A 24,178-nucleotide genomic window follows, 5' to 3' on the forward strand; every position below is an offset into this window, starting at 1 on the left:
CCTCGAGATCAGACCCTGCGGACGCGCCGCGGCGGTCTGGCACAATGCGCAGGTGAAAGCCGTCTGGGCAGCGCGGATGCGAGGGAGGCGTCATGGGGGGCAGGCAACGCCCGACCATCAAGACCGTGGCCGCGCGCGCCGGCGTCGGACGCACCACGGTTTCACGAGTCATCAACGGCTCGGAGCTCGTCAGTGACAAAGCCAGGGCCGCCGTCCTCGCCGCCATCGCCGAGCTGAACTACGTACCCAACTCGGTTGCCCGGGGGCTGGTGACGAGCAGGACGAACTCCGTGGCCCTGGTCATCCCCGAGTCGGAGAGCAGACTGGGCTCCGAGCCCTACTTCTCGGCGGTGATCCGCGGGGTCAGCACCGCCCTCGCAGAGACCCGGACCCAGCTCCAACTGATGCTCGTACGCGACCAGGCCGAGCGTGACCAGCTCACCGAGTCGGTGGCGGAGCGGCGCGTCGACGGAGTGCTCCTGGTCTCGGTGCACGAGCACGATCCACTGCCGGGGCTGCTGGAGGACATGGGGCTGCCCACGGTGCTCGCCGGGCGCCGCTCCCCCGACGAGTCGCTCAGCCACGTGCACTCCGACAACGCGGGCGGGGCCGCGACGGCCGTCAGCCACCTCCTCGCGCGGGGGCGGCGGACCGTCGCCACCATCAGCGGCCCCCTCGACATGGACGTGGCGCGCAGCCGGCTCCAGGGCTGGCGCGAGACCCTGGAGAAGGCGGGGCACGAGGCCACGGACCGACTCGTGGCCTCGGGCGACTTCACCGAGGAGGGCGGCGAGGCCGCGATGCGTTCACTCATTGAACAAGTCCCCGAGCTCGACGCCGTGTTCGTCGCCTCGGACGTCATGGCGGCCGGGGCGCTGGTGGAGCTGCGCAGGCAGGGGAGGGGCGTCCCCGACGAGGTGGCGGTGGTCGGATTCGACGACTCCATCATCGCCCGGCACAGCAATCCGCCCCTCACCACCGTGCGTCAGCCCGTCGAGGAGATCGGCAGCATGATCGCCCACATCCTGATGGAGGAGATCGGCGATCCCGAGTCACCGCGTCGGCATGTCACGCTTCCCACCGAGCTCGTCGTGCGTGAATCGTCATGAGCCGGTGAGGGGTGCTGGTGGTTCAGGCGGAGCGCGTTGCCTCGACACGCGTCCGCGGCAGGGCCGGCCCAGATGCTGTTGCCCACGGCGTCATCCCAACCGCACCGAGTGGCTGCGGGGACAGGTCCAATCCGGCGCACTGCGGCTCGGCGCGGGCTGGTTCACGGCCATCAAGGTCCCCCACCCGTGGACGAGTTCGCACGTTCCTTGACCGGGCATCGTCTGCACCTGGCCGGAGCGGGAGGCCCCGCCCTCGCATCGCATCACAGTCGCCTGCAGACGGCCGTCGGCAGCGCCAGTCGGCCACGTCGACGGACGGCGGAACAGAGCGCCCGAAGCGGCCATGAACACCCTTTCGGGCGTCGGTCACAGGCTCGTGACGAGGTCGTCGAGCGGGGCCGGTACCTGCCCAAGGTCGAGCGTCTCCACCAGGAGACGGCCGTAGCGGATCTTGCGGCCCTTCTTCGTGCCGAGGAAGCGCCGCAACTGCTGGTGCCGGGGCCGACCGTGCTGTGCGGGCTGGTGCAGGAAGGTCTGCCAGGCCCGCAGGTCGCCCTCCGCGCGGATGATCTCCTCGACCCGCGCCGTGCCCAACGCGCGGATGAGCTCGTCCTCCAGGTCGGCCACACACACGAAGAAGCCCCGGTGCGGCGCCCGGGCCCGTTTCAGGCCGCGTTCGTAGAAGGGCTGCTCGCGCTCGTCGCACAGTCCTGCCAGGCGCAGACCAAGACCGGGTGGGCCCAGAAGGCCGGCGTAGCGGCCGACGCTCATCGCCCCACCCATCGACACGACGCACACTCCTTCGGCGGCCAGGTCCCGGCCACGCCGTGCGGCCAGCGCCTCGACGGCCGCGAGGTCACTCGGTCCTTCCAACAGCACCGCCGTCCGTACCCCCAGCTGTACAGCCAGATCAGTCGCCGGTTCGCCGGGACCGCCGGCCGCCCAGCGACCGACCGCGTCCCGGAATGCGCGCATGTCCGCCATGGGACGAGTCTGCACGTCCGACGACCGCCAGGGCATGGAATATTCGACGCCCCGTTCGGCATGCCCACGGTTCAGGGGCGCGGCCTGCCGGACCCACGGTCCCGGCTTACGGCGGACTGGATCCGCATGCCGGGCCGGCGGCGGTGAACGGTCAGGTACGACATACCGCGCTCGCCCGCCTCCAGGCCGCGGGTGGAGCCGTGGGGCAGCCAGACCAGGCTGCCTTCGCCCAGCGCGTGCGGTCCCTCCGGGGTGAGCAGGGTGCCGTCTCCCGCCACGACCAGCAGGAGTACGTCCAGGTCCGGCTCGGCATGGGCTTCGACGCGCTGCTCGGACACGAGCCGGACGATGTTGGCGTCGATCTGCCGGCCGGGCTCGGACAGCCTCCACACCGCGCCCGTCGATGCCGGGCCGAGCGCCTCCAGCGCCTCGGTGTCGAACAGAATCCGAGGCACCGGCGCGCCATCGGCCGGGCCCGGGGAGTCGCCGTCTGCCACAGTCACTGCCACCATCCGATCTCGCCTTGCCTTCTCCGTCGCCGGCATGGGCCGGCCCTGTGCCGGGGGAACGCCGGACGCAGCCGCCCGTGACGCACTCCACACGGTCACACCATCCATCAAATAGGAATCTAGCATTCGCATTTGCTAGCGTCCGGGCTGTGAGACTGACGAAGTTCACCGACCTGGCGCTGCGCTCCGTCATGCGTCTGGCGGTCTGCGCCGACGACGAGGTGCTCACCACCCGCGAGGTGGCCGAAGCCATGGACGTGCGGCACACCCACACGGCGAAGGCGATCACGCGCCTGCAACACCTTGGCGTGGTCGAGGCCCGGCGCGGCCGCGGCGGCGGTCTCGCCCTGACCGGCCTCGGCAGGCGAGCCTCGGTGGGCTGGCTGGTGCGTGAACTCGAGGGCGAGGGCGAGGTCGTCTCCTGCGACGACCCACCGTGTCCCCTGCGCGGGGCCTGCCGTCTGCGGCGCGCACTGCGCGACGCCCAGGAGGCGTTCTACGCCACGCTCGATCCGCTGACCGTGGCCGACCTCGTCACCTCGCCCACCGGGCCGGTGCTGATCGCTCTGGCCGGCCCTCCCGCGGAATAGAGCCAAGCCCTGGCACCCACCCCGGCCGTCACGGCCATCACGCTCCCTGGGGTGCGGTCACACACGCCTCAAAATGCGAAGATCACTTACCTATTAGGAGTCCCAGTGCTCTCCGAACAGTCTGTCCCCGTCGTCCGGGCCACCCTTCCGGCGGTCGGAGCCGCCATCGGGAACATCACCGAGCTGTTCTACCGCAAGCTGTTCGAGGCCCAGCCCGAGCTGCTGCGGGACCTGTTCAACCGCGGCAACCAGGCCAGCGGGGATCAGCAGAAGGCACTGGCCGGCTCCATCGCCGCGTTCGCGGGCCTGCTGCTGGAGAAGCCCGACACCCGCCCCGACTCGATGCTCGCGCGGATCGCGAACAAACACGCCTCACTCGGCATCACCTCCGACCAGTACAAGATCGTCCACCGCCATCTCTTCGCTGCGATAACCGAGGTGCTCGGCGACGCGGTCACCGACGAGGTCGCCGCGGCCTGGGACGAGGTCTACTGGCTCATGGCCAACGCGCTGATCGCCATCGAGGCGCGCCTGTACCAGGAGGCGGGCGCCGCGGACGGCGAGGTCCGGCAGCGCATGGAGATCGCCGAGCGGCGCCAGGAGACGTCCGATGTCGTCTCCCTCCTCCTGCGGCCCGCCGACGGGTGCCCGGCTGCCCCCTTCCGACCGGGCCAGTACGTCAGCGTCCAGGTCGAACTCCCTGACGGCGCCCGGCAGATCCGCCAGTACAGCCTCTCCTCCGCCCCCGGTCGGCAGAATTGGCGTATCAGCGTCAAGCGCGTCCGCGACGAGGCGAGGCCGGACGGCGAGGTCTCGACGTGGCTCCACGAACACGCACAGCCCGGCGACACGCTCACCGTGTCGGCACCGTTCGGAGACCTGGTCCTGCCCGCGGGCGACGGCCCACTCCTGCTGGCGTCCGCGGGGATCGGCAACACCCCCATGCTGGCCATGCTCGACCACCTGGCCTCCACCGGCTCCACCCGCCCGGTCATCACGATCCACGCCGACCGCTCCCCCGCCGACCACGCGCACCGCGCGGAGCAACTCGGCCTGGTGCGGGCACTGCCCAACGCCCGGCACCACCTGTGGTACGAGGTGCCCGGCGACCAGGCATCAGAGGCCGCGGCCGGCCAAGCCGACGTGAGCAGCCTGCACCTCCCGGCCGACCTGACCGCCTACCTGTGCGGGCCGCTGCCGTTCATGCGGGCGGTGCGTGGTGACCTGCTGCGGTGCGGCGTGCCTGCCGAGAGGATCCACTACGAGGTCTTCGGCCCGGACCTCTGGCTCGGCCAGTAGGAACTGATTCCCCACGGAGGCGGGACAGGGCCCGCGGACCCGGCCGACACTTCGGCGGCCATACGGGAACAGCGAACGGCGCACGGCGCACGGAAACCGTGCCCGCCGCAACGGGAAACGATCACACGAGAGAGGGGCTGGGAACTGCTGCCGGTGTACTGAGCAGAAGTGACTTCTGGTGAGAGTGAGTGAGTGCCGGGGGCTGGATGCGGTTGTTCCGCTGGCGTCAGGGCTCCACCGGCCTGGGCTGTGCTGTGGTCCTTCGCACTCGGCAGGGGAACGGGAGTTCTTGGATCGAATGGGTGACCCTTGCGGAGGTTGCTCGTTGACTTCGGTGACGGGGCTCTTCGGCCGGGCGGGGGTGAAGGGGTGAGCGGACTGCGGGAGGTAGCGGCGTCGTTCGTGGTGCCCGGCCCGGCGGGGGTGGCGATCCGGGACCGGCTGCGAGTGTCGGAGTCGGACGCGGCGGTGCTCGCCGAGGTGGGGATGTTCCTGGGTTCGCTGGCGGCGGGTGATCTCGCGGAGCGGTCCCGGCAGGGGCTGGTGCATGATGCGGCCTCGCGGGCGGTGCGCAAGCGGGCGCTGACGGGGAGGTCGTCGGCGCGGTGGGCGGGCAGTATCACCAAGGCCACCCATGACCAGTGGGCGCTGGCCCGGCGCGGCCAGGCGGCCCATCTGGGCTGGCTTCGCGGGCAGATCGCGTTGATCGAGGCGCGGCTGGCCCCGCCGCTGGGTGCCAAGGCCGACAAGCGCGAAGGCCTGGCGCGCGGCTATGCCTCGCGTGGTGAGTGGCATGCCAAGTCCCGCCGCCTGCATGGCTTGAAGGACCGGCTCGTGGTGGTGGAGGCGGACCGGGCGGCGGGCCGGGTGCAGGTGGTGCGCGGCGGCAAGCGTCTCGCGAACGCCCGTCACCACCTTGAGGCGGCTGGACTGGACGCGGCGGCGTGGCGGGAGCGGTGGCGGGGGGAGCGGATGTTCCTGTCCGCCGACGGGGAGGCGGGCAAGCGGTTCGGCAACGAGACGATCCGCGTCACCGACACCGGCCGGCTCTCGGTCAAGCTTCCGGCCCCGCTGGTCCACCTGGCCAACGCCCCGCACGGCCGCTACCTCCTCGACGCGGTCGTACGGTTCCAGCACCGCGGGCAGGAGTGGTGTGACCGGGTCACCGCGAACCGGGCGGTGGCCTACCGCATCCACCACGACACCGCACGTGGCCGCTGGTATGTGACCGCGTCCTGGCAGCGCGCCGCCGCCCCCGTCCTGCCGCTTCAGGCGGCCCTGGCCCGGGGGGTGGTGGGGGTGGACATGAACGATGACCACCTGGCCGCCTGGCAGTTGGATGTGCACGGCAACCCGGTCGGCGAACCACGGCGCTTCTTCTACGACCTGACCGGCACCGCCGAGCACCGGGACGCGCAGCTCCGGCACGCGCTGACCCGGCTGCTGCACCACACCCGGCGCTGCGGGGCCGCCGCGATCGCCATCGAGGACCTCGACTTCACCGACGGCACCAGCCGTGAGCAGCACGGCCGCAACACACGCTTCCGCCGCCTGCTGTCCCGCTTCCCCACCGCCAAGCTCAGGGCCCGGCTGGTGTCGATGGCCGCCGAACAGAACCTGGCCGTCGTGGCGGTCGACCCGGCCTACACCTCCCGGTGGGGTGCCCAGCACTGGCAAAAACCCCTGGCCACCCCGCGACGCAAGACGTCCCGGCACGATGCGGCGAGCATCGCGGTCGGGCGACGCGCCCTCGGACACCCGATCCGGCGACGGACGACACCGCCCCACCCCGACCAGAGCGATCGTGGTGGGCATCGGACCGCCCAGGCCCGACCGGACACCCGACGGCGTGAGGAACCCCGCCCCCACCTTCCCGGACCGCGCACACGATGCGCGCCGCCCGGTGGTGGAGCGAAAGCGGGCGACCAGGGTGCCCAACACCGTTCGGGACACCCGGCTGAGCAGCAGTCCTGGCAACAGAACTCACTCCCCGCTCAGTCTTTAGGAACGGTACCGCGTATGAACGACACTTCGGCGGCCGTGGCCGCCGCGGCTGTTTTCGTCTGGCTCGGGATGGTGCTGGCCATCTCCTTCCTGGAAGCGCCGCTGAAGTTCCGGGCGCCCGACGTGACCGTACGGATCGGACTCGGCATCGGCCGCCTCGTCTTCCGCGCGCTCAACCGCGCCGAAGTCGTCCAGGTCGTCGTGGTGGTCGCGGCCGTCGCCGTCGGCGATCCCCCGGTGACGGTCCTGGTCCTGACGGTCCTCGCCGTCGCACTGCTGGCGGTGCAGATGGCCGCGGTCCGGCCCGTCCTCAACCGCCGCTCCGACCGGGTCCTGGCCGGAGCGGACGTCCCGCGCTCCCGCGCTCACCTCGTCTACGTGGCCTGCGAGTCGGTCAAGTTGGTCGCGCTCGTCGCGCTGGGGACCGCCACCCTGGCCGCCGCCTGAACGACACCATCGCACCCCGGTCAGCACAGTCCCCGGCCTCTCGTCATCGGTGGGGCTGATCGGCCGCACCATTCGGGTGACGCTGACGGACGCAAGGAAGTCGCCCGGCACGAGCGTCTGATCGCCAAGGGCCAGGCCCGCCTGGAGCTCGACCATTACCTGGCGGCTCTGGTTCGCAAGCCCGGGGCTTTCCCCGGCGCGACCGCGCTGGAACGGGCCCGCTCCGCAGGCAAGTTCACCCCCGTCCACGACGCGTGGTGGACGGCCGCCTGCAAGGCCCACAGTGACCGGGACGGCACCCGTGCTCTGGATCCTGCTGCTGGGCCGGCATCTGCACCACGAGTACCTGGTGACCGGGCTCGCCGCCGCTCTGCGGGCCGGCGCATTGACCGCGGACGCGGTAGCCCTGGAGGCACGCAAGGCCGCCGAAGCCGACGAGGCACCGCCCCCCACGACTGAACCGGAGCCGGACCGGGCGAGTGTGACGTTCCTGACCGAGCGGCGGCTGGCCCATCTGCCGCCCGATAACCGGCCGCTGCCGTCGGTCGCAGCTTACGACCAGCTGCTGCGACCCAGGCAGCGGCCGAACCGTTTTGCCGCCGAGGGAGACAGGCCATGACGACGTTCAAACGCCACCGCGGGCTGACCGAACAGGCCGCCGATATCGCGGTCGACCAGGCATTCCGCATGCTGCGGCTGCCCACCATCCGAGCCCAGTTCCCCGAGCTGGCCGAAGCAGCCGCCCGTGACCACATGTCGTATCGCGGGTTCCTCGCCGAACTGCTGAGATGGCCGAGTGAGACGACCGGGCTCGCCGCCGTTCGGAACGACGGATCAAGGCCGCCGCCTTCCCCCGTGAGAAACCACTGCGGGCCTTCGACCTCGACGCCAACCCCAGCGTGGACCCGGCGGTCATCCACACCCTGGTGACGTGCGAGTGGGTCAGGAAGGGCCTGCCGCTCTGCCTGATCGGCGACTCGGGCACCGGCAAGTCGCACCTGCTGATCGCGCTGGGCACCGAAGCCGCGATGGCCGGCTACCGCGTCCTCTACAAGCTCGCCACCAAACTCGTCAACGAACTGGTCCAGGCCGCGGACGAGAAGGTGCTGACCAAGACCTTCACCGATCCCCGGCTCTGCGCGGCCATCGTCGACCGGCTCACCTTCGGCGGCAACTTGATCCAGACAGGCACCGACTCCTACCGCCTCGCCATCACCCAAGCCCGGGCAGCTGCCCAGGACGGCAAGGCAGGCTGACCGCTCTGGGATTCACTTCACCAGGAGTCATCGCTCCCGTTGAGGCCGGGAGCCAGGCCCGGAGTTGTGTTCTGCTCGTCGGCATGTCGGGCCAGACAGTGGCGTTGCGTAAGCGACTGGCGGCCGTCTCACTTGACCGGTGACCGCAAGTGTCACGCCTGGACGGTGGGGCGAACATTGATCTCGCCGATCTCGACGTCGCCGGGTTGCTCGATGGCGAAGGCCACCGCGCGGGCGACTGCCGCCGGAGGGATGCCCATCGCGTCCATGTTCTTGCGCGTCTGCTCGCGGATTTGCGGATCTGCCATGGAGTCGGCGAGATCGGTGCGGACGTATCCCGGCGAGATGGCTGTCGTGCGCACCACCCCGTCGGTGGACTCCGCGCGCAGCCCCTCGTGGACGGTGCGCACTGCGTTCTTGGTCGCGGCGTAGACAGCCATCGAGGGGGACGCGCCGTGCAGGCCGGCCACGGAGACGATGCTGACCAGGTGGCCCGACCCTTGCTCGCGGAAGACGGGCAGCACGGCGGCGACGCCGTTGAGCATGCCGCGAAGGTTGACATCGATCATGGCCGACCAGCCTTCGGTGTCGAGGTCGGCCAGCGGACTGATCGGGGCGATGCCGGCGTTGTTCACCAGTACATCGATACGGCCGCACTGGTCGATGGTGGTGGACACCAGGCGCTGCAGGTCTTGGGCCTTGGTGACGTCGACGACGCACGTGGCAGCACGGCCCCCCTCCTCCCGGATGTCCTGCGCTATGGCGTCGATGCGCTCGCTGCGGCGCGCTGCGAGGACGACTGCGGCGCCGCGGCCGGCGAGCAGGCGGGCCGTGGCTTCGCCGATGCCGCCGCTCGCTCCGGTGATAGCGACGATCTTGCCGTGCAGAGAAAGCACTACTACCTCCAAGTAAAGTGGACACGTGTCCGCTGCTTGGTTCACCCTACCGGACACGTGTCCACTTGTGAGAGGCGGAACATCAGGAGATGCCTATGAGCGCGCCAGCACGCCGTCCGGACGCGGTGCAGAACCGAACCCGCATCGTCGAAGCCGCCCGCGCGGCCCTCGCCGAGTCCAACCACGTCCACCTCAACGAGATCGCCAAGCGCGCCGGCGTAGGACAGGGAACGCTCTACCGGAACTTTCCCAACCGCGAAGCGCTCCTCGCCGAGGTGTACCAGCGCGACGTCGAAGAACTCGTGACCGCCGCCTCCGCTCTGCTGGCGGAACACGAGCCCGTGGAAGCCTTGCGTCACTGGCTCGACCGAGTGATCGACTACGCCGAGATCAAGTACGGCGTCCTGGCAGCGCTCGAGCCGGCTGCATGGCAAGACCTTGTCGCCCACAGCCAGAACCCCATCGAAAACGCCCTCGGTCACCTGCTGGACGCCGGGAAAGCAGCCGGTTCCATCCGCGCGGACGTGGACGCCCACGGGGTCCTCCTGCTCATCGCCTACCTCGGCCGACTGGACCGGGATGAATGGGAATCAACGGCGCGGCCTCTGATGAACGTCGTCCTCGACGGCCTTCGCCGACAGGACGCGGACCGGTGAGGCAGCAGAACACCGAGGACATCCTGAACAGCACCCCAAACATCACCAAATAGCAGCGGAGAGACATCGACTCCGCCACCGAGCGATGTCAGTTCTCACCCACCTACGAAGCCAGCGGGGAGACGGACTTCCGGCGTTCACGGCACACTCGGAACGACTGTGTCACACGCTGGCGTGGTTCATGCCACAGCCGTCGCCCTGGCCGAGTCAGGAGCCCGGGTACTCGGCGGGGGCGCCGAAACGCTCTGGAGCGGACTGCTCGCGCACACAGGCATCGAGATCCTGCCGCTCGACACCTGCGCGGTGGGCGCCGCGGAAACGGTCGTCGGCAGGGCCTGGAGTCAACGTGTCCAGAACGTACGGCCACCCCCCATGGCCGGTGGGACGGGCTACGCGGCCACCAAGACGGATGTCCTGGCCGCGCCAGGCCTTCCCGATCACACCATCGACGAGATGTACGCCTACGAGCGCGAGCGCATCCCAACGGCCTGCTCTGCGATCGGACAGGTGCTGACGGCCGACGGAGGACTCGAACTCGTCTGACTCCGCCGGAGTTCGGCCGTCGCACACCAACACTGCCGCAGGCCGCATCGACGAAGGCTTTCTGGAGAGTACGACGTGCCCGCCCTCGGCGGAGATGAGCTGGGTGTTCAGGTGCACGTGCGCACCACGGCGTTCCAGGGAGCGCACCACCCAGGCTCCGGGTTTGCCGGTCACCTCGGGCAGAATCCGGTCCCGAGCCTCCACCAGGTGGAAGGACAGGTCGTCGAAGCTCAGTTCGGGATAGGCAGTGAGCATCGCGGTGGCCAGCGACAGCAGTTCGCCGAAGCCCTCGACACCGGAGAACCCGCCGCCCACGAACGTGACCGTGGGCAGCCTCTGCCGCTCGGCGCCGGGCGGCATCGACGCCGCCTGGTCGAACGCAGTAAGAAGTCGGTCACGGATGGCTAGGTAGACAGAACAGAGTCGGCCGGTGTGTCATGCGGTGCGGCGCCGACGGAGCTGCATCTGGCCTGTGGTGTGCAAGGAGAGTTGAGGCGGTCACGACCGGCGGCCCGCTGGTCAAGCTCAAGAAGGGCGCCGCCCGGGCGCGTGACTGCCGGCGATCCCTGGGACGAGCTGGAGTGCGAGATGTACCCGCCCGCGCTGAAATACCCGTACAAGAAACGCCGTTCTGCCTTCGGCGAGCAGCGCTACGGCGCACTCGGGACAACGTGCGAGGACTGGGAGGCGCGCCTGCGGGCCGCTGCCGCCAACTGTGAGTGCTTCGGCGCGACCGCCGCCCTCTTCTGCTGCATCGACCGCTCCTTGGGCCCGGCCCAATGGTCCGACGTCGGCATGTATCTGCAGACCGTCATGCTGCTGCTGCGCGCCGAAGGGCTGCACAATTGCGCGCAGACGGCGTGGTCGGTGTGTCGCAAGACCGTCGCGGAGGTCGCCCCCGGACGAGCTCACCCTCTTCTGCGGCATGTCGATCGGGTTCGAGGACGTCACGATGGATCACGCGCGTACGAGTCGGGCGCCGCTCGAGGAGACTGTCACGTTCGTCGGGGTGAGTTCGTCGCGGATCGAATCATGGCGCCACTGACGGGCATCGGCATTGCCAGGCCACCGCTGTGGTTACCCCTGTGCGGTGATGGCCGCCCCGCCACCCCTGCCTGTGATGGTCACTTCGTGATCCTGGACTGATCGTTTCCCGTCAGACGGTTGACGCGGTACACGTCCGGCACGCAGAGATTGACGACGGCAGCGGCAGCGATCATGCCGGCGCATGCCAACAGCACGCTCTGGCTGTCCCACGAGTGGGCTGCAAGGGCCGTAATGAGGTAACCGAGGGGGATGGCGAGGCGCTCCCCGACTCCGTTGAAGGCACTCATGCGGCCTTGTTCGGCGTGGGAAACGTGCTGTTGGAACGCGGTGGTCCAGGCGACGATCGCGATGTCGAGCCCGATCCCCGCGACAAGGGCGGTCAACAGGACGACAAGCAGCGGCAGGCCCCGTCCCATGGCGGCCAGGGGAAGCGCGAGAGCACCGCTCGCCGCGACTGCGACGGTGAGCAGGCGGTACGGCTTCCAGCGCAGACACACGAGTGTCCCGGCCAGCAGACCGCATGCGAAGGCCGCCTGGACCAGGCCCCAGTCGCGTGCCCCGGCATACTGTCGCGCCGCGACGAGAGGGCCGAGGAGTTGGAAGCCGGCCAGCCACGCGGCAACGAGTACGGTCCCGGCAGCCGTATAGGTCCACAGCCAGGTACGCGACCAGAAGCCGGTCCATCCGGCCCGCAGATCGGCGAGAACGCCGCTGGTGGTGAGCGGGGCGTCGAGGCACAGGCCGAGAAGCAGGAAGGCCGCGGCGGTGAAGGTGAACGCGTCCCAGGCCAGGGCCCACGCCGCACCACTTGCGGCGACGACAAATCCGCCGACGACCGGGCCCAGCACCTTGACCACGTTGCTCGGCAACCGGAGCAGCGCGTTGGCCTGTTGCAGGTACTCGGCGGGAACGATCTGAGCGACGGCACCTTGTGTGGCAGGCACGATAAAGGACACCGCGGTTCCCGAGACGAAGCCGCATACGGCGATCGACGCCGTCGTCGCGTGACCGGTGGCCACGGTGACCGCCAGCGCACCCTGCGCGCCCGCCGCCAGCAGGTTGCCGAAGAAGAGGATCTTGCTGCGGGACAGGCGGTCTGCGAAGAGGCCGCCTGCGAGGAGGAACACGATCGTCGGGACGGTGTTCATGGCCAGCACGAGACCGAGGGATCCCGCTCCCCCGCCCTGCTCGATGACGGAGTAGGCCAGTGCCAGAGGGGCCATCGCGGACCCGGCGGTCGAGATGAGATTGGCCGACACGAACCGCCGGAAGGCCGGGATTTTCAACGGTGTGCTGATCCTTGACGGCGAGTCAGCAGCGGTTCTCATGATGTTCCTTGTGCTCGGCCAGCGAGCACCCTAATGCAGGAGTACACCGAGCCGAGCACCGGTAGAAGAAGTCGGCCGACAGCCATCCGTCCTGGCGGCAATGCGGCGCAGGGCCATGGCTGTCCGGGCTGGAGCTGTGAGCCTCGGGCGGCGCCGATGCCAAGGGCGTACAAGCGCACGTCGTGCCCGCCGGCGGGCAGCCCAAAGGCGAACTCCCGGCCCAGTCGCGGGCAGGACCGGGTCTTGCGGTCGTCGGTCACTCCGGCGGACGACCACCGGTCGCGGGCGGCCCGTACGAGAAGGCGAGACCCCGGTCCGAGGCAGCGGTCAGTCCCCGGCGACCGGACACAGCCCCGAGAACATCAACTACGTAGATCAGGTGCCCTCTTGTCCGGAGAACCTCCTCGCGAGGTCCCGGTGCCATTCCGCGACCTTCGCCGCCTGGTCGCTGGTGATGTTCATGCCGGGCAGGCTCAATCGCTCGATCTGGTCGGCGCAGCGCAGGTGCTCCCGGTGGGCGTGTTCCCGGCAGGCCAGGCAAGTGACGCTGTCCGGGCGGGGAGAGGTCATCACATAGGCCACCTGGCGTCCGCAACCGGTGGTGACGACGCTCGGGGCGTCGGTTGCGCGGCCCAACGTCGACGCAATCACGTTGCGGACGGCGGCACCGGCCTGCGCCACCTTCTGCTCCACGTGTATGTGCGGATCGGTCTCGCTCATCTGCGCCCGCGCCTCCGTCCGAGTCGTTCGGAACCAGGCTAGCGGTGCGACGTCAGGCAGTCTGTCGGCAGCGTCGGTCGGCGGGCTGCTGTCGTGCACTCCGTCGGCCCAGGGGTCGCGCGTCGCGGGGCAGGCAGCGGACGGCGAGGAACAGGCGTGTGACGGTGACAGGAACCACACAGGACCGCTTGTCGAGCATGGCGAGCCCCCAGATAAGGTGAGCCTGGCCTAATGGCCAACAAGTGGTGTCACAAAGGAGTTCTGGCATGTTCCCTCGGCGTCGCGGCCCGTCCGCCCTCGCTTTCGCCGTCGCCGCGGCGCTGATCCTCGGGGCGTGTGGCGGTTCCGCCGACGACGGCAAGGACACGGGATCCGGAGGCGGTGACAAGAAGGCCGTGGCGCAGGGCGGTGAGGACTTCGGGTCCGCCGCACAGAAGACCGCGGCGATGGGCACCGACGCCAAGCCTGGCGAGTGGCCGCGCACCGTCCGGCACTCGATGGGCAAGACCGTGATCGAGGCCCAGCCCAAGCGCGTGGTCGTCCTGGACGTCGGCGAGCTGGACAACGTGGTGTCGCTGGGCATCGAGCCGGTCGGACTCGCCCCCACCGAGGGCTCCCCCGAGCTGCCGTCGTACCTGAAGAAGGACGCCGGCACGCCGAAGAACATCGGCACCATCAACAACCTCAACCTCGAAGCGATCGCCGGTCTCCAGCCGGACCTCATCCTCGGCAGCCAGCTGCGCGCCGCGGACAAGTACGACGAGTTGTCGAAGATCGCCCCGACCGTCTTCTCCATCCGGCCCGGCTTCACGTGGAAGGAGAACTACCTCCTCAACGCGTCGGCCCTCGACAAGACGGCAGAGGCCAAGGCGAAGCTCGCCGCGTACGACACCAAGGTCAAGGCACTCGGCACCGAACTCGGCACCGACAAGCCGACCGTCTCGATGGTGCGTTACCTGCCCGACGGCCTGATCCGCCTCTACGCGAACGCCTCCTTCATCGGCACCATCCTCAAGGACGCCGGCATCCCCCGCCCGAAGAACCAGGACATCGAGGACCTGGCCGCCGAGGTCAGCGCCGAGAACATCGATCAGGCCGACGCCGACTACATCTTCACCGGCGTCTACGGCGACGCGAAGGCCACGGACAAGTCCCGTGCGCAGGGCAACCCGTTGTGGAAGAACCTCAAGGCGGTCAAGGCCGGGCACGCCTATGACGTACCGGACGAGACCTGGTACCTCGGACTCGGTGTCACCGCGGCCGAGCGGGTCGTCGCGGACCTGGACAAGTACCTGACCAAGTAGACGACCGGGGCTCCGGCCCCGGCGTTCGGTCGTCAGTCCGTCCGTCCGTCCGCGTGAACCACTGAACCACCTCAACGACGTGAACCACCTGCATCAGACGTGAATCACATGCATCACATGAAGAGGTAGCGCATGTCCCGTGCCACCCGGCGCCCGGTCGTCCGGCTGGTCGCGGGCGTGCTCCTGCTGCTTCTCGCCGTCCTGCTCAGTCTCGCGGTCGGCAGCCGCCAGATCGCCCCCTCCGAGGTGTTCGACGCGCTGCTGCACGGCGGGACCGGCGACAACGCGCAGGTCGTGCGGGCCCTTCGGGTGCCCCGCACGCTCATCGGCGCGATGGTCGGCCTCGCCCTGGCGGTCGCCGGCGTGGTCATGCAGGGCCTCACCCGCAATCCGATCGCCGAGCCCGGCGTCCTCGGCGTCAGCCAGGGCGCCTCGCTCGGCGTGGTCTGCGCGATCGCGTTCTTCGGGGTGCACACGCTCAACGGATACGTCTGGTTCGCCTTCGTCGGCGCCGGGCTCGCGGCGGTGGCCGCGTACGCCGTCGCCAGCGGGGGCCGCGGCGGCGCCTCCCCGGTGAAACTGGCCCTCGCCGGTGCCGCGATGAACGCCTTCCTCGCCTCCGTGGTGTCCGGAATCGTCACCACCGATGCCCAGGTCCTGGACGAGTTCCGCTTCTGGGACGTCGGCTCGATCAGCGGACGGGACGGCTCTGTCGTGGCGCAGACGTGGCCGTTCCTGCTCGCGGGACTGCTGCTGGTCGCCATCACGGTCCCCGGCCTGGACGCGCTCGCCCTGGGCGACGACGTGGCCAGGGGACTCGGCCACCACGTCCTTCGGGTGCGGATCCTGGGGGCCCTCGCCGCGACCGTGCTGACCGGGGCTGCGGTGGCCGCGGCCGGTCCCATCGCCTTCGTCGGGCTCGCCGTGCCGCACATCGCCCGCGCTCTGGTGGGCTCAGGCCATCGCTGGGTCCTGCCCATGGCCGCCGTACTGGGTCCCTCGGTGATCCTGGTCTCGGACGTGCTCGGGCGTGTCCTCTTCCCGCCCTCGGAGGTCCCGGTGGCCGTGATGACGGCCTTGTTGGGCGTGCCGTTCCTGGTCGCGCTCGTACGGCGGAAGGCGACGGTGGCGGCATGACGCAACTCGACCGGACCGGCACGGCGACGGCCCGCCCCGTCGGCTACTCCGTCGTCCGCGTGCGCGACAACAGCTTCTTGCTGCACCGCAGGGCCGTCGTGATCGCCGCCGTCCTCACGGTCGCGCTGGCGGTGACCGTCGTCGCCTCGCTGTGCATCGGCGAATCCTTCGTCTCCCCCACCGAGGTCGTCCGCGTACTGCTCGGGAAGCCGAGCCCCGACGAGCTGGTCGTCGGCACGCTGCGGCTGCCCCGCCTGGTGACGGGTCTGCTGGTCGGCGCCGCCTTCGGGATCGCGGGCGCGCTGGTCCAGACGGTCGCCCGCAACTCCCTGGCCAGTCCGGACGTCATCGGCGTCACGCACGGCGCGGGCGCGGCGACCGTGACCGCGATGACCTTCGGCGTCACGTCCCCCACCACGCTGCCGTACGTCGCGATCGTCGGCGGGCTGTCCGCCGCCGTGCTCGTCTATGCCTTCGCCTGGCGCAAGGGCCTGCACGCCACGCGGTTCGTCCTCGTCGGGATCGGTGTCTCGATCGCGCTGGGCTCGCTGACCCGGCTGTTCCTGACCAAGGGCGACTATCTGGTGGCCCAGCAGGCCAAGGTGTGGCTCACCGGCTCCCTCAACGGACGCGGTTACGACCAGGCGACGCCCCTCGCCCTGACCCTGCTCGTCCTGCTACCGCCGCTGCTGTGGGCCGCCCGGGCCCAGCGGGCGGTGTCCCTGGACGACGACACCGCCACCGCCTTGGGTGTCCCGCTGGATCGCGTACGGCTGGGTCTGACCGCCCTCGGCGTGGTGCTGGCGTCGGTGGCGACGGGGGCGGCCGGGCCCGTCGACTTCGTCGCCCTGCTGGCGCCCCAGATTGCCCGTCGCCTCACCCGCACCGCGCAGATCCCTCTGCTCTGCTCGGCGTTGACGGGTGCCCTGATCGTGACCACGGCGGATCTGCTGGCCCGGCGCGTGTTCTCCCCCACCGAACTGCCGGTCGGCGTGCTGACCGCGGCGGTCGGCGCGCCGTATCTCATGTGGCTGATCGCCCGCACGCGGAGCCGCGGCGGGGCCACTGCCTGAGCCTGTCCCGTCTCCTTCCGGTACGGCCGTCGCCATGGGTGTCAGGTCGGCGGTCAGAGCGGATCGGCTGCGGGGGCGGGCGGGGTCCAGCGGTGGGTGCGGGGCATGGTGGAGGAGACGCCGTAGTCCTTCTTCAGTTGCTCCGGAATCGCGTAGTGCATGACGCGGCCCCGGGTGAGCGAGGACAGTTCGAGGATCGTGGTCAGGTGACCGAGGCGGTCCAGGGCCCAGGCGCCGAGCGGGGAGCGGTCTTCGATGGTCTCCAGGACGCCGAGCAGGTGGGGTACGGCTTTGACGACGGTGTCCCAGGCGGTGCGCGGGACGTCCAGCCAGTCGGCGCAGGTGTCGCCGACGAGATGACGGATCAGGGCGGAGACGACCGGGTCGAAGAAGGTGCCGGGGACGACTTCCTCGTACAGATCGATCAGCTGCCGGGTGAGATGTGCGCCGTCCTCGCTCGGCCCCATGTGGCGGACCATGTACAGGTCGAGGAACTGGCGGGCGGACTCCATGTCCTTGGGCACTTGGCTCTGGTCGACGCCGAGCATCGCACCGACCACCCGCCAGGCGTACAGGTACGCCTCCGCGCCCTCGATGCTCATGTGGATGTTCAGCCGGTGCAGGGAGTCCAGCACCAGCAGCGAGAAGAGCATCTGGCCGCCCATCATGTCTTCCTGGCAGATCGGCACCCCCAGACCGTCGGTGTCCCAGCGGTTGTCCTTCTTGAGGTGGTGGCGGATGGACGCGTGCAGCAGACGGACCTTCTGGGCGGCGGGGATGAAGCTGCTGCCCGCCTCGAACGCCCCGGGCTGCATGAGGTAGACGGTGAACTGCCCGGTCTCCGCCATCCGCTTGGAGGGGTACTCCAGCGAGTGCGTCGTCGCCAGCAGCTTCGCCACGTGCGGGATGACGTAGCAGGCGGGCATGGAGGCGAAGGACAGCGCGGTGGAGATGTGCACGTTGTTGTCGATGAAGAACAGCCTGGCCTTCTCCATCTCGGCCCAGTCGACCCACGCCGGTGGTGCGGCGGTGGCGTGCAGGTACTCCCGCGCCACCTCGGGAAGACCGTCGGGCAGTGGTGCGCCGGCGGTCGACACGTAGCGCATCAGGGTGTTGAACGTGCCCACCTCCCCGCGTTCGAAGAGGGTGGCCACCGTGGCGTCGGCGAGTTCGTCACCGCTGTTGCGCAAGGCGTCCATCGACGCCTGGGTGTACGTCATCACGGGCTTGTTGTCTCCAGTCGGAACAGGCGGGGCCGGACAGGGACGAGGCGTGGCGCCGGCCACCGGCGTTCAGCGCCATGGGAATTCAGTGGCACCGGAATTCAGTGGCACCGGAATTCAGTGCCGGCGGACCGCGGCCGCATGCGCCAGGCCGGTGAGGGCTCGTGAGGCGGGTGCGGGGATGTCCAGGTCGTGCAGAGAGCGGGTTGCTTCCTCGACCCGGGCGGTGATCATCTGTTCGATGCGGTCGGGTGCATTGAGCCGGCTCATCACCTCGCGCACCGCCTCCAGGCCGGGCGTGCCCACCTCCCGTCGGCCGAGCAGCGCGCGCAGGCGCTGTCGGTCGGTCTCGTCGGCCAGCCTCCAGGTCTCCGCCAGCAGGGCGGTGGGCCGGTGAGCGTGCAGGTCGTCCGTGTTGGCCTTGCCGGTGAGGGCCGGATCCCCGAACAGACCGAGCAGGTCGTCGCGCAACTGGAAGGCCTCGCCCAGCGGCAGCCCGTAGCGGGAGTAGCCCTCTCTCAGCTGATGCCCGGCGCCGGCCAGCACGCCTCCGATCAGCAATGGCTGCTCGACGGTGTACTTCGCGGTCTTGTAGCGGATCACCTTCAACGACTGCGCCGTGTCCGGTTCGCCACCGGTGTGCAGGAGTTCCAGGCACTCGCCCGCGACCAGCTCCCGGGCCAGGGCCGCCCACAGGGGGCGGGCCCGGGCCAGGTAGGCCGCGGGCAAGCCGCTGGTGGCGAACAGCTGCCCGGCCAGCGACATGAGCCAGTCCCCCACCAGCATCGCCAGTGCCCGGGCTGTCGCCGTGGCACGTGGACGACCACGTAGCGCGGCTTCAAGGGCAACGTGCGTGGTGGGCCGGCCGTGCCGCACTGCGCTGTCGTCGATGATGTCGTCGTGTACGACCGCGGCGGCGTGGACCAGCTCCATGGACGCTGCCGCCCGCACCAGCGCGTCGCTGTCAGGCTGGCCCGCCGCCCGCCAGCCCCAGTAGCAGAACGCCGCCCTCAGCCGCTTTCCGTCCGACACGGCGGCCTCGACCTGGTCGGCCACCGGGCCCAAGTCCGCATCGATGGCGAGCAGTTGGTCCGACTCCTGCACCACGAACCGGCTCAGCACCTTGTCGACGCGTAACTTGAACACGGCCGCCTCGTCCCGGTCAGCCACCGTCGGCAGCCCGCCGGGCCAGGACGCTCTGGGCGAGGACCTCCAGATGGGCCGGCGGCACCACCGCGTACCGGTCCACAGCCAGTCGCCCGCGCACCGTGAGATCCCGCTGCGCGTCAGCCGCCAACTCCGCCGCGTCCGAGCGGCTCAGCAACCCCCGCACGCTGCCCACGGCCGAGCCGAGGCAACTCACCGCCAGGTCGACAAGCCCCGCCGCCAACAGCACCGCCTGCTCGGCTGAACCCCTGTCAGACCCGGCCTCTTGCGTCATCCCGTCCCCTGCCCACTCATCGCCGAGGCGGCGCCGGTCACGCACCACCGCCCACAGCGTCGCGCCCCGCCGACCGGGAGCGAGGACGAACTCACCATCGGGTGATCGCATCGCAGATATGTACGACGCCTGCCCCGGAGTGGTTCGCGGCCGTCCGCGCCGACGACCGGCCGGCGGTTCCGCGTCGTAAACGAAGTAGAGCCTGCGCGGCTGCGCGGCTGCGCGGCAGACCTTGATCAGGTTCTGGCGCCGATCAATTCGTTGCACAGGGTGCCAACTTCCCGACGGAAACCCACGCCACTGCGGCCCCGCCGGGGAGGCGGGCTCAGTTGCCCACGCCGAGGCTGGACATGAAGGCTGACGGGTATCGGTCGCCGCGCGCCGCGCCCGGCGGCACCGCCTTCTCGATCTCGGCGAGGTCGTCCGCGGTGAGTTTCAGCTCCGTCGCGGGCAGCGCCTCCGCCAGCCGCTCGCGGGTGCGGGCGCCGACCAGCGGCACGATGTCGTCGCCCTGTGCAGCCACCCAGGCGATGGCCAGCTGGGCGACGGTGCACTCCTTGGCCTCGGCGACCCGGCGCAGTGCCTCGACGAGGGCGAGGTTGTGTTCGACGTTTGCGCCGGAGAATCGGGGACTGTGGCTGCGGTTGTCGCCGGGGTCGGCGCTGCGGGCGGCCGTCCAGTGCCCGGAGATGAGGCCGCGGCCCAGGACGCCGTACGCGCTCAACCCGATGCCCAGCTCCCGCAGTGTGGGCAGAATGTCCGCCTCCACCGCGCGGGAGATCAGCGAGTACTCGATCTGCAGGTCGGCGACCGGGTGCACGGCGTGCGCCCGGCGGACGGTCGCCGCGTCGACCTCCGAGAGGCCGAGGTGGCGCACATATCCGGCGTCGATCATGTCCTTGATCGCGCCCACCGTCTCCTCGATCGGTATGGCCGGGTCGAGGCGGGCGGGACGGTAGATGTCGATGTGGTCGGTGCCCAGCCGGGTCAGCGAGTAGGCCAGGAAGTTCTTCACCGCCTCGGGACGGCCGTCCTGCCCGCCGAACTCGTGCCCCGGGCCCCGCAGCATGCCGAACTTGACGCTCAGCCGGTAGCTGTCCCGGTCCCGGCCGCGCAGCGCCTCGGCGAGCAGCAGCTCGTTGTGGCCCATGGCGTAGAAGTCGGCGGTGTCGATCAGCGTGACGCCGGCCTCAAGTGCGGCGTGCACGGTGGCGGTACTCTCCGCGCGGTCGGCCGCGCCGTAGGCGCCCGACATGCCCATCGCGCCCAGTCCCAGCGCGGAGACGGCCGGGCCGGTGCTGCCCAGGGTTCGTGTCTGCATCGTGTTCTCCCTCGTCGTCGGTCTGCCACCCACCTTGCGTTGGGGCCGCGACGTGCGGGAGCGGAGCGTTCATCCTGGGAGAGCCGCTCCCTGGCTCGGCCCGCCCGCCACGAGGGACCATCGGGTCATGCAACGTGAGCAGCTCGCCGACTTCCTGCGCCGCCGCCGTCAGGCGATTCGCCCGGTCGATGTCGGGCTCGCCGACGGCCCCCGTCGGCGCACCACCGGCCTGCGCCGGGAGGAGGTGGCCATGCTCGCCGGCATGTCGGTGGACTACGTCGTACGCCTCGAACAGGGCCGCAGCAGTCAGCCCTCCCCCCAGCTGCTCGGGGCTCTGGCCCGGGCACTGCGTCTGTCCGACGACGAGCGCGACCACCTGTTCCACTTGGCCGGGCATCGGCCCCCGCCGGCCGACGGGGTGGCTCGCCTGGCCCGCGCCGGCCTGATCCGCATGCTCGACCTGCTCGGCGACACTCCAGCCCTGGTGCTGTCCGACCTGGGTGAGGTCCTCGCCCAGAACCGGGCGGCCCTCGTGCTCATGGGCGACCACACCGGCTTGTCCGGCGACCGCCGCTACATCGCATACCGCTGGTTCACCGACCCTGCGGTCCAGGCCGTCTCCCCGCCCGAGGAGCAGGAACGCCACGCCCGCCAGCTCGTGGCCGACCTGCGTGCGGCCGCCGGCCGCCGGACCGGCGATTCCACGGTCGCCGGACTCGTCGACCGGCTGCAGGCCGCGAGCCCCGACTTCCGCCGGCTCTGGGCCGAGCACGAGGTGGCGGTCCGACGCGTCGACCGCAAAACCGTCCTGCACCCACGGGTCGGCCGCGTGCTGATGGACTGCGAGACCCTGCTCACCCCCGACCAGGGCCAGCAACTGCTGGTTCTCACCCCCGCTGACGCCGAGGCCCGCGAACGGCTGGAGCTGCTGCGGGTGGTGGGCATCGAGGAATTCCCCACCGGAGCAACGGGCACACCCGCACAGTGAAGCGGCCGGCCACGCGGTACCCGACCGGTCACAGTGAAGTGGCCAGCCATGTCACCGGTCCGGTAGCCGACGCTCCGGTCCGACGCGGTGGCCGTCCCGAACCGCAGGACCGCCGGGCGGAGGGCTTGCGGGTCCGCTTCAGCCGCCGCGGCTCCGGCTGCGGCTCGACGACGTCCGAGTCTGCTGAGGGCCGCCACCGTCGCGGTTCCCCGGCGCGCCACCTGTCGTGACGTAGGCGCTGAGCATGATCAGGCCGCAGCCGAGCCACTGCGCGGGCGTCGGCCGCTCACCCAGCACCAGAGCGCCCAGGGCCAGTGCACCGACCGGAGTGAGGAGCAGCAGGACCGCCCCGATGTGGCTGGGCAGCCGGGGCGAGTTGACGGCCACCAGCAGCCAGCCGACGATCTGGCTGCTCAGCGCCACCACCGCCAGCCAGCCCAGAGTCCGCCAGGACGGTGCGAGGCCGAGGGTGCCCCAGACGGCGCCTCCCAGCGCGGAGACGACGGACGAGACGCAGATCACCAGCGTGTACGTGGTACGGACGTGCCCCGCAAAGCCGCCGCGGCGCAGCAGGAACAGGAAGCCCGAGTAGCTCAGGGCCGCCAGCACCGCCTGCACCGCGCCCGCGGTCGGGTCGCCGCCGCTCGCGCCCTGCTCGAAGAGCCCGCCGGTCAGCACCACGCCCGCGAGCAGCACCGGCAGCCAGAGCAGGAATCGGCGCGGCACGCGCTCGCGGTCCACCGCCCGGGCGAGGAACGACACCAGCACCACCTGCACATTGACCAGCACGGTGGACAGTGCCGCCCCCACTTCGGTGATCGCCTTCGCCCACAGCAGCATGTCCCCGGCGAACAATGCCCCGCCGGCCAGTCCGTACAGCACCTGTGGCCGAGGCGGCCGGCCTGCGCGGCGGTACTCGGGGAGCGCCAGCACCAGGGCGGGTACGGCCGGCAGACACCGGTACGCGGAGGCCGTGCCCGCGTCCGCGCCGGACAGGTCAATACAGACCAGCGACACAAACAACGCGAGCGCACCGGCCGCCTGGCCCCAGCGAGGCCGGGGCAAGGGCCGGGCACACGCCGACGATCCACGAGTGACGGCTGCCGCCTGCCGCGACCACCTGGCCTGGAGGCGCAGGGAGAAGGTCTGACGCGGTCGGCGCCGAGTCGGAACCCACCGCGTCAGACTTTGTGGTCGGGGACAAAGCCTCAGTCCATGTGGCGGTCGAGCAGTTCCCTGACCCCCTGAGCCGTCAACGCCAGCTCTTCCGGCGTGCCGGCGTCGATGACGAGCGCCAGATCCTCGGACGGCCAGCCGTGGGCGAGCGCACCGAGGAGGATCCGCCGGTGCTCCGAGATCTGCGGGAACGCGTGCCTCATGCGGGCCTGCGAGGTGAACACCGGCACCAGTTCGGTGCCGTCCGGCTGCTCGTAGACGGGAAGACTCACCGTCCCGGCAGGCTGGTCCCCGGCGGCGGCGCCGGTCGGGACGAGAACCTCGCTGCCGGCAAGGGTGTCCAGTTCCGCTTCGTCGGCGTCGCCCTCGACAACCGCCCGCAGGGCCAGTTGAACGGCAGAGGCGGCGCCATTGGGAAAGTGGTCAGTCACGATTGGCCAGCCCTCTCGGATGGGTCGAACGTGGCCGGGGAGACATCGCGGAAACTCCCCGGTACCTCCCTCGAGATTCGGAAACCCGAGTACCCCGACTCCCTCCACAAACCCGGCGCCGGATCAGCCGGCGCACCGTGCCAGGCACCCTCGCCGCTCATGTCGGGTACGCAACGCCCCGCCGGCCCGCGGGCCGTGCTCAGCTCCCGTCGTCGGGCCGGGCGCCGCCGTTACCACGGCACTGCGGCGGGAACCCGGTGACGCGGATCAGCCACGTCCAAGGAGGTGAGTCACATGCCCGGCCGACAGGAGCTGCCGTCGACCCTCGAGCGCTCCTCGAACGAGGCCCAGCGCACATGGGTCAAGGCACATGACTCCGCCGTCGAGCAGTATGGCGAGGGAGAGCGGGCCCACCGGGTCGCCTACGGCGCGCTCAAGCACACGCACGAGAAGGTCGGCGATCACTGGGAGCGCAAGGAGGGCGGCCGCAAGGGCCCCTCTGACCCGCGGTCGGCCCGTCCCCGCCGGCAGGGCGGCCGCAGTGGCGAGGGCCTCGACGAGCACGCCACGAAGGAGCATCTCTACGATCTCGCGCGGCGACTGGACATCGACGGACGGTCACGGATGTCGAAGTCTGACCTGCTCGACGCGATCCGTAAGGCCAACCGATCCCGCACGCGCGCAGCCAGTTGACGC

Annotated in this window: 23 protein-coding genes and 2 pseudogenes; 13 read left to right on the forward strand and 12 right to left on the reverse strand. The window is 70.4% G+C overall.

Annotated features, from left to right (window positions below; translation table 11 throughout):
- Nucleotides 1–92 precede the first annotated feature (92 nt).
- Nucleotides 93–1,109, forward strand: a complete 1,017-nt coding sequence (locus QFZ76_RS03790; RefSeq protein WP_307672340.1) for a LacI family DNA-binding transcriptional regulator — start codon at nucleotides 93–95, stop codon at nucleotides 1,107–1,109.
- A 366-nt stretch (nucleotides 1,110–1,475) separates the two neighbouring features.
- Here QFZ76_RS03790 and QFZ76_RS03795 read toward each other — a convergent pair whose 3' ends face one another.
- Both QFZ76_RS03795 and QFZ76_RS03800 read right to left on the reverse strand, forming a co-directional pair.
- Entirely contained in the window at nucleotides 1,476–2,093 is a 618-nt protein-coding gene (locus QFZ76_RS03795; protein ID WP_307672341.1) for a TOPRIM nucleotidyl transferase/hydrolase domain-containing protein, read from the reverse strand.
- Nucleotides 2,094–2,164: 71 nt separating this feature from the next.
- A complete protein-coding gene (locus QFZ76_RS03800) occupies nucleotides 2,165–2,605 on the reverse strand; it encodes a hypothetical protein (protein ID WP_307672342.1) in 441 nt (146 codons plus the stop codon).
- A 146-nt stretch (nucleotides 2,606–2,751) separates the two neighbouring features.
- Here QFZ76_RS03800 and QFZ76_RS03805 point away from each other — a divergent pair, with 146 nt between their 5' ends.
- The 5 genes and pseudogenes from QFZ76_RS03805 (at nucleotide 2,752) to QFZ76_RS03825 (ending at nucleotide 8,198) form a co-directional block, all read left to right on the forward strand.
- Nucleotides 2,752–3,192, forward strand: a complete 441-nt coding sequence (locus tag QFZ76_RS03805; protein WP_307672343.1) for an Rrf2 family transcriptional regulator — start codon at nucleotides 2,752–2,754, stop codon at nucleotides 3,190–3,192.
- 105 nt (nucleotides 3,193–3,297) lie between these two features.
- Nucleotides 3,298–4,491 carry a globin domain-containing protein gene (locus QFZ76_RS03810; RefSeq protein ID WP_307672344.1) on the forward strand — a complete coding sequence of 398 codons (1,194 nt, stop codon included), beginning with the start codon at nucleotides 3,298–3,300 and terminating at the stop codon, nucleotides 4,489–4,491.
- Nucleotides 4,492–6,510: 2,019 nt separating this feature from the next.
- Nucleotides 6,511–6,942 carry a hypothetical protein gene (locus tag QFZ76_RS03815; protein ID WP_307679922.1) on the forward strand — a complete coding sequence of 144 codons (432 nt, stop codon included), beginning with the start codon at nucleotides 6,511–6,513 and terminating at the stop codon, nucleotides 6,940–6,942.
- A gap of 301 nt (nucleotides 6,943–7,243) precedes the next feature.
- Nucleotides 7,244–7,561: a hypothetical protein gene (locus QFZ76_RS03820; RefSeq protein WP_307672345.1), complete on the forward strand. Its 318-nt coding sequence runs from the start codon at nucleotides 7,244–7,246 to the stop codon at nucleotides 7,559–7,561.
- A pseudogene (locus tag QFZ76_RS03825) lies at nucleotides 7,558–8,198 on the forward strand (ATP-binding protein). Before QFZ76_RS03820 ends, QFZ76_RS03825 begins: the two are co-directional and overlap by 4 nt.
- A 152-nt stretch (nucleotides 8,199–8,350) precedes the next feature.
- Here QFZ76_RS03825 and QFZ76_RS03830 read toward each other — a convergent pair.
- Nucleotides 8,351–9,094 carry an SDR family oxidoreductase gene (locus tag QFZ76_RS03830; RefSeq protein WP_307672346.1) on the reverse strand — a complete coding sequence of 248 codons (744 nt, stop codon included), beginning with the start codon at nucleotides 9,092–9,094 and terminating at the stop codon, nucleotides 8,351–8,353.
- A 95-nt stretch (nucleotides 9,095–9,189) separates the two neighbouring features.
- On the opposite strand from QFZ76_RS03830, the gene QFZ76_RS03835 reads away from it, so the two are divergent.
- Nucleotides 9,190–9,750 carry a TetR/AcrR family transcriptional regulator gene (locus QFZ76_RS03835; RefSeq protein ID WP_307672347.1) on the forward strand — a complete coding sequence of 187 codons (561 nt, stop codon included), beginning with the start codon at nucleotides 9,190–9,192 and terminating at the stop codon, nucleotides 9,748–9,750.
- A gap of 207 nt (nucleotides 9,751–9,957) precedes the next feature.
- Here QFZ76_RS03835 and QFZ76_RS03840 read toward each other — a convergent pair.
- Nucleotides 9,958–10,701 (reverse strand): annotated as a pseudogene (locus QFZ76_RS03840) (FAD-dependent oxidoreductase); the annotation flags it as partial.
- 141 nt (nucleotides 10,702–10,842) lie between these two features.
- Here QFZ76_RS03840 and QFZ76_RS03845 point away from each other — a divergent pair.
- Nucleotides 10,843–11,439: a hypothetical protein gene (locus QFZ76_RS03845; RefSeq protein WP_307672348.1), complete on the forward strand. Its 597-nt coding sequence runs from the start codon at nucleotides 10,843–10,845 to the stop codon at nucleotides 11,437–11,439.
- On the opposite strand, the gene QFZ76_RS03850 is transcribed toward QFZ76_RS03845, so the two are convergent.
- Nucleotides 11,418–12,668 (reverse strand): MFS transporter, encoded by a 1,251-nt coding sequence (locus QFZ76_RS03850; protein WP_307672349.1) that lies wholly within the window; start codon nucleotides 12,666–12,668, stop codon nucleotides 11,418–11,420. The genes QFZ76_RS03845 and QFZ76_RS03850 overlap by 22 nt on opposite strands.
- A gap of 375 nt (nucleotides 12,669–13,043) precedes the next feature.
- Nucleotides 13,044–13,388 (reverse strand): hypothetical protein, encoded by a 345-nt coding sequence (locus QFZ76_RS03855; protein ID WP_307672350.1) that lies wholly within the window; start codon nucleotides 13,386–13,388, stop codon nucleotides 13,044–13,046.
- Nucleotides 13,389–13,654: 266 nt separating this feature from the next.
- On the opposite strand from QFZ76_RS03855, the gene QFZ76_RS03860 reads away from it, so the two are divergent.
- From QFZ76_RS03860 to QFZ76_RS03870, 3 genes are all read left to right on the forward strand, one after another.
- Nucleotides 13,655–14,692, forward strand: a complete 1,038-nt coding sequence (locus tag QFZ76_RS03860; protein WP_307672351.1) for an ABC transporter substrate-binding protein — start codon at nucleotides 13,655–13,657, stop codon at nucleotides 14,690–14,692.
- A gap of 132 nt (nucleotides 14,693–14,824) precedes the next feature.
- Nucleotides 14,825–15,829 (forward strand): iron ABC transporter permease, encoded by a 1,005-nt coding sequence (locus tag QFZ76_RS03865; RefSeq protein WP_307672352.1) that lies wholly within the window; start codon nucleotides 14,825–14,827, stop codon nucleotides 15,827–15,829.
- Nucleotides 15,826–16,902 carry an iron chelate uptake ABC transporter family permease subunit gene (locus QFZ76_RS03870; protein WP_307672353.1) on the forward strand — a complete coding sequence of 359 codons (1,077 nt, stop codon included), beginning with the start codon at nucleotides 15,826–15,828 and terminating at the stop codon, nucleotides 16,900–16,902. Before QFZ76_RS03865 ends, QFZ76_RS03870 begins: the two co-directional genes overlap by 4 nt.
- 53 nt (nucleotides 16,903–16,955) lie before the next feature.
- On the opposite strand, the gene QFZ76_RS03875 is transcribed toward QFZ76_RS03870, so the two are convergent.
- The 4 genes from QFZ76_RS03875 to QFZ76_RS03890 all read right to left on the reverse strand — a co-directional run bounded on the left by QFZ76_RS03875 (nucleotide 16,956) and on the right by QFZ76_RS03890 (nucleotide 20,887).
- Nucleotides 16,956–18,122 carry an oxygenase MpaB family protein gene (locus QFZ76_RS03875; RefSeq protein WP_307672354.1) on the reverse strand — a complete coding sequence of 389 codons (1,167 nt, stop codon included), beginning with the start codon at nucleotides 18,120–18,122 and terminating at the stop codon, nucleotides 16,956–16,958.
- Between the two features lie 120 nt (nucleotides 18,123–18,242).
- Nucleotides 18,243–19,295 carry a polyprenyl synthetase family protein gene (locus tag QFZ76_RS03880; RefSeq protein ID WP_307672355.1) on the reverse strand — a complete coding sequence of 351 codons (1,053 nt, stop codon included), beginning with the start codon at nucleotides 19,293–19,295 and terminating at the stop codon, nucleotides 18,243–18,245.
- Entirely contained in the window at nucleotides 19,288–19,566 is a 279-nt protein-coding gene (locus QFZ76_RS03885) for a polyprenyl synthetase (RefSeq protein ID WP_307679923.1), read from the reverse strand. The genes QFZ76_RS03880 and QFZ76_RS03885 overlap by 8 nt, the downstream gene beginning before the upstream one ends.
- Before the next feature lie 325 nt (nucleotides 19,567–19,891).
- Nucleotides 19,892–20,887: an aldo/keto reductase gene (locus QFZ76_RS03890; RefSeq protein ID WP_307672356.1), complete on the reverse strand. Its 996-nt coding sequence runs from the start codon at nucleotides 20,885–20,887 to the stop codon at nucleotides 19,892–19,894.
- A gap of 127 nt (nucleotides 20,888–21,014) precedes the next feature.
- Between QFZ76_RS03890 and QFZ76_RS03895 the strand changes: the two genes are divergently transcribed.
- Nucleotides 21,015–21,875 carry a helix-turn-helix transcriptional regulator gene (locus tag QFZ76_RS03895; RefSeq protein WP_307672357.1) on the forward strand — a complete coding sequence of 287 codons (861 nt, stop codon included), beginning with the start codon at nucleotides 21,015–21,017 and terminating at the stop codon, nucleotides 21,873–21,875.
- A 138-nt stretch (nucleotides 21,876–22,013) separates the two neighbouring features.
- Here the strand turns inward: QFZ76_RS03895 and QFZ76_RS03900 are convergent, their stop codons facing one another.
- Together QFZ76_RS03900 and QFZ76_RS03905 are read right to left on the reverse strand one after the other, a co-directional pair.
- The gene (locus QFZ76_RS03900; RefSeq protein ID WP_307672358.1) at nucleotides 22,014–22,940 is read right to left on the reverse strand and encodes a DMT family transporter; all 927 of its coding nucleotides are present in this window, start codon (nucleotides 22,938–22,940) and stop codon (nucleotides 22,014–22,016) included.
- Between the two features lie 143 nt (nucleotides 22,941–23,083).
- Nucleotides 23,084–23,482, reverse strand: coding sequence for an SseB family protein (locus tag QFZ76_RS03905; protein WP_307672359.1), 399 nt, complete (start codon nucleotides 23,480–23,482; stop codon nucleotides 23,084–23,086).
- A 294-nt stretch (nucleotides 23,483–23,776) separates the two neighbouring features.
- On the opposite strand from QFZ76_RS03905, the gene QFZ76_RS03910 reads away from it, so the two are divergent.
- A complete protein-coding gene (locus QFZ76_RS03910) occupies nucleotides 23,777–24,175 on the forward strand; it encodes a ChaB family protein (RefSeq protein WP_307672360.1) in 399 nt (132 codons plus the stop codon).
- Nucleotides 24,176–24,178: the final 3 nt, after the last annotated feature.

The organism is Streptomyces sp. V4I2 (genome assembly GCF_030817655.1).
Classification (GTDB): Bacteria; Actinomycetota; Actinomycetes; order Streptomycetales; family Streptomycetaceae; genus Streptomyces; species Streptomyces plumbiresistens.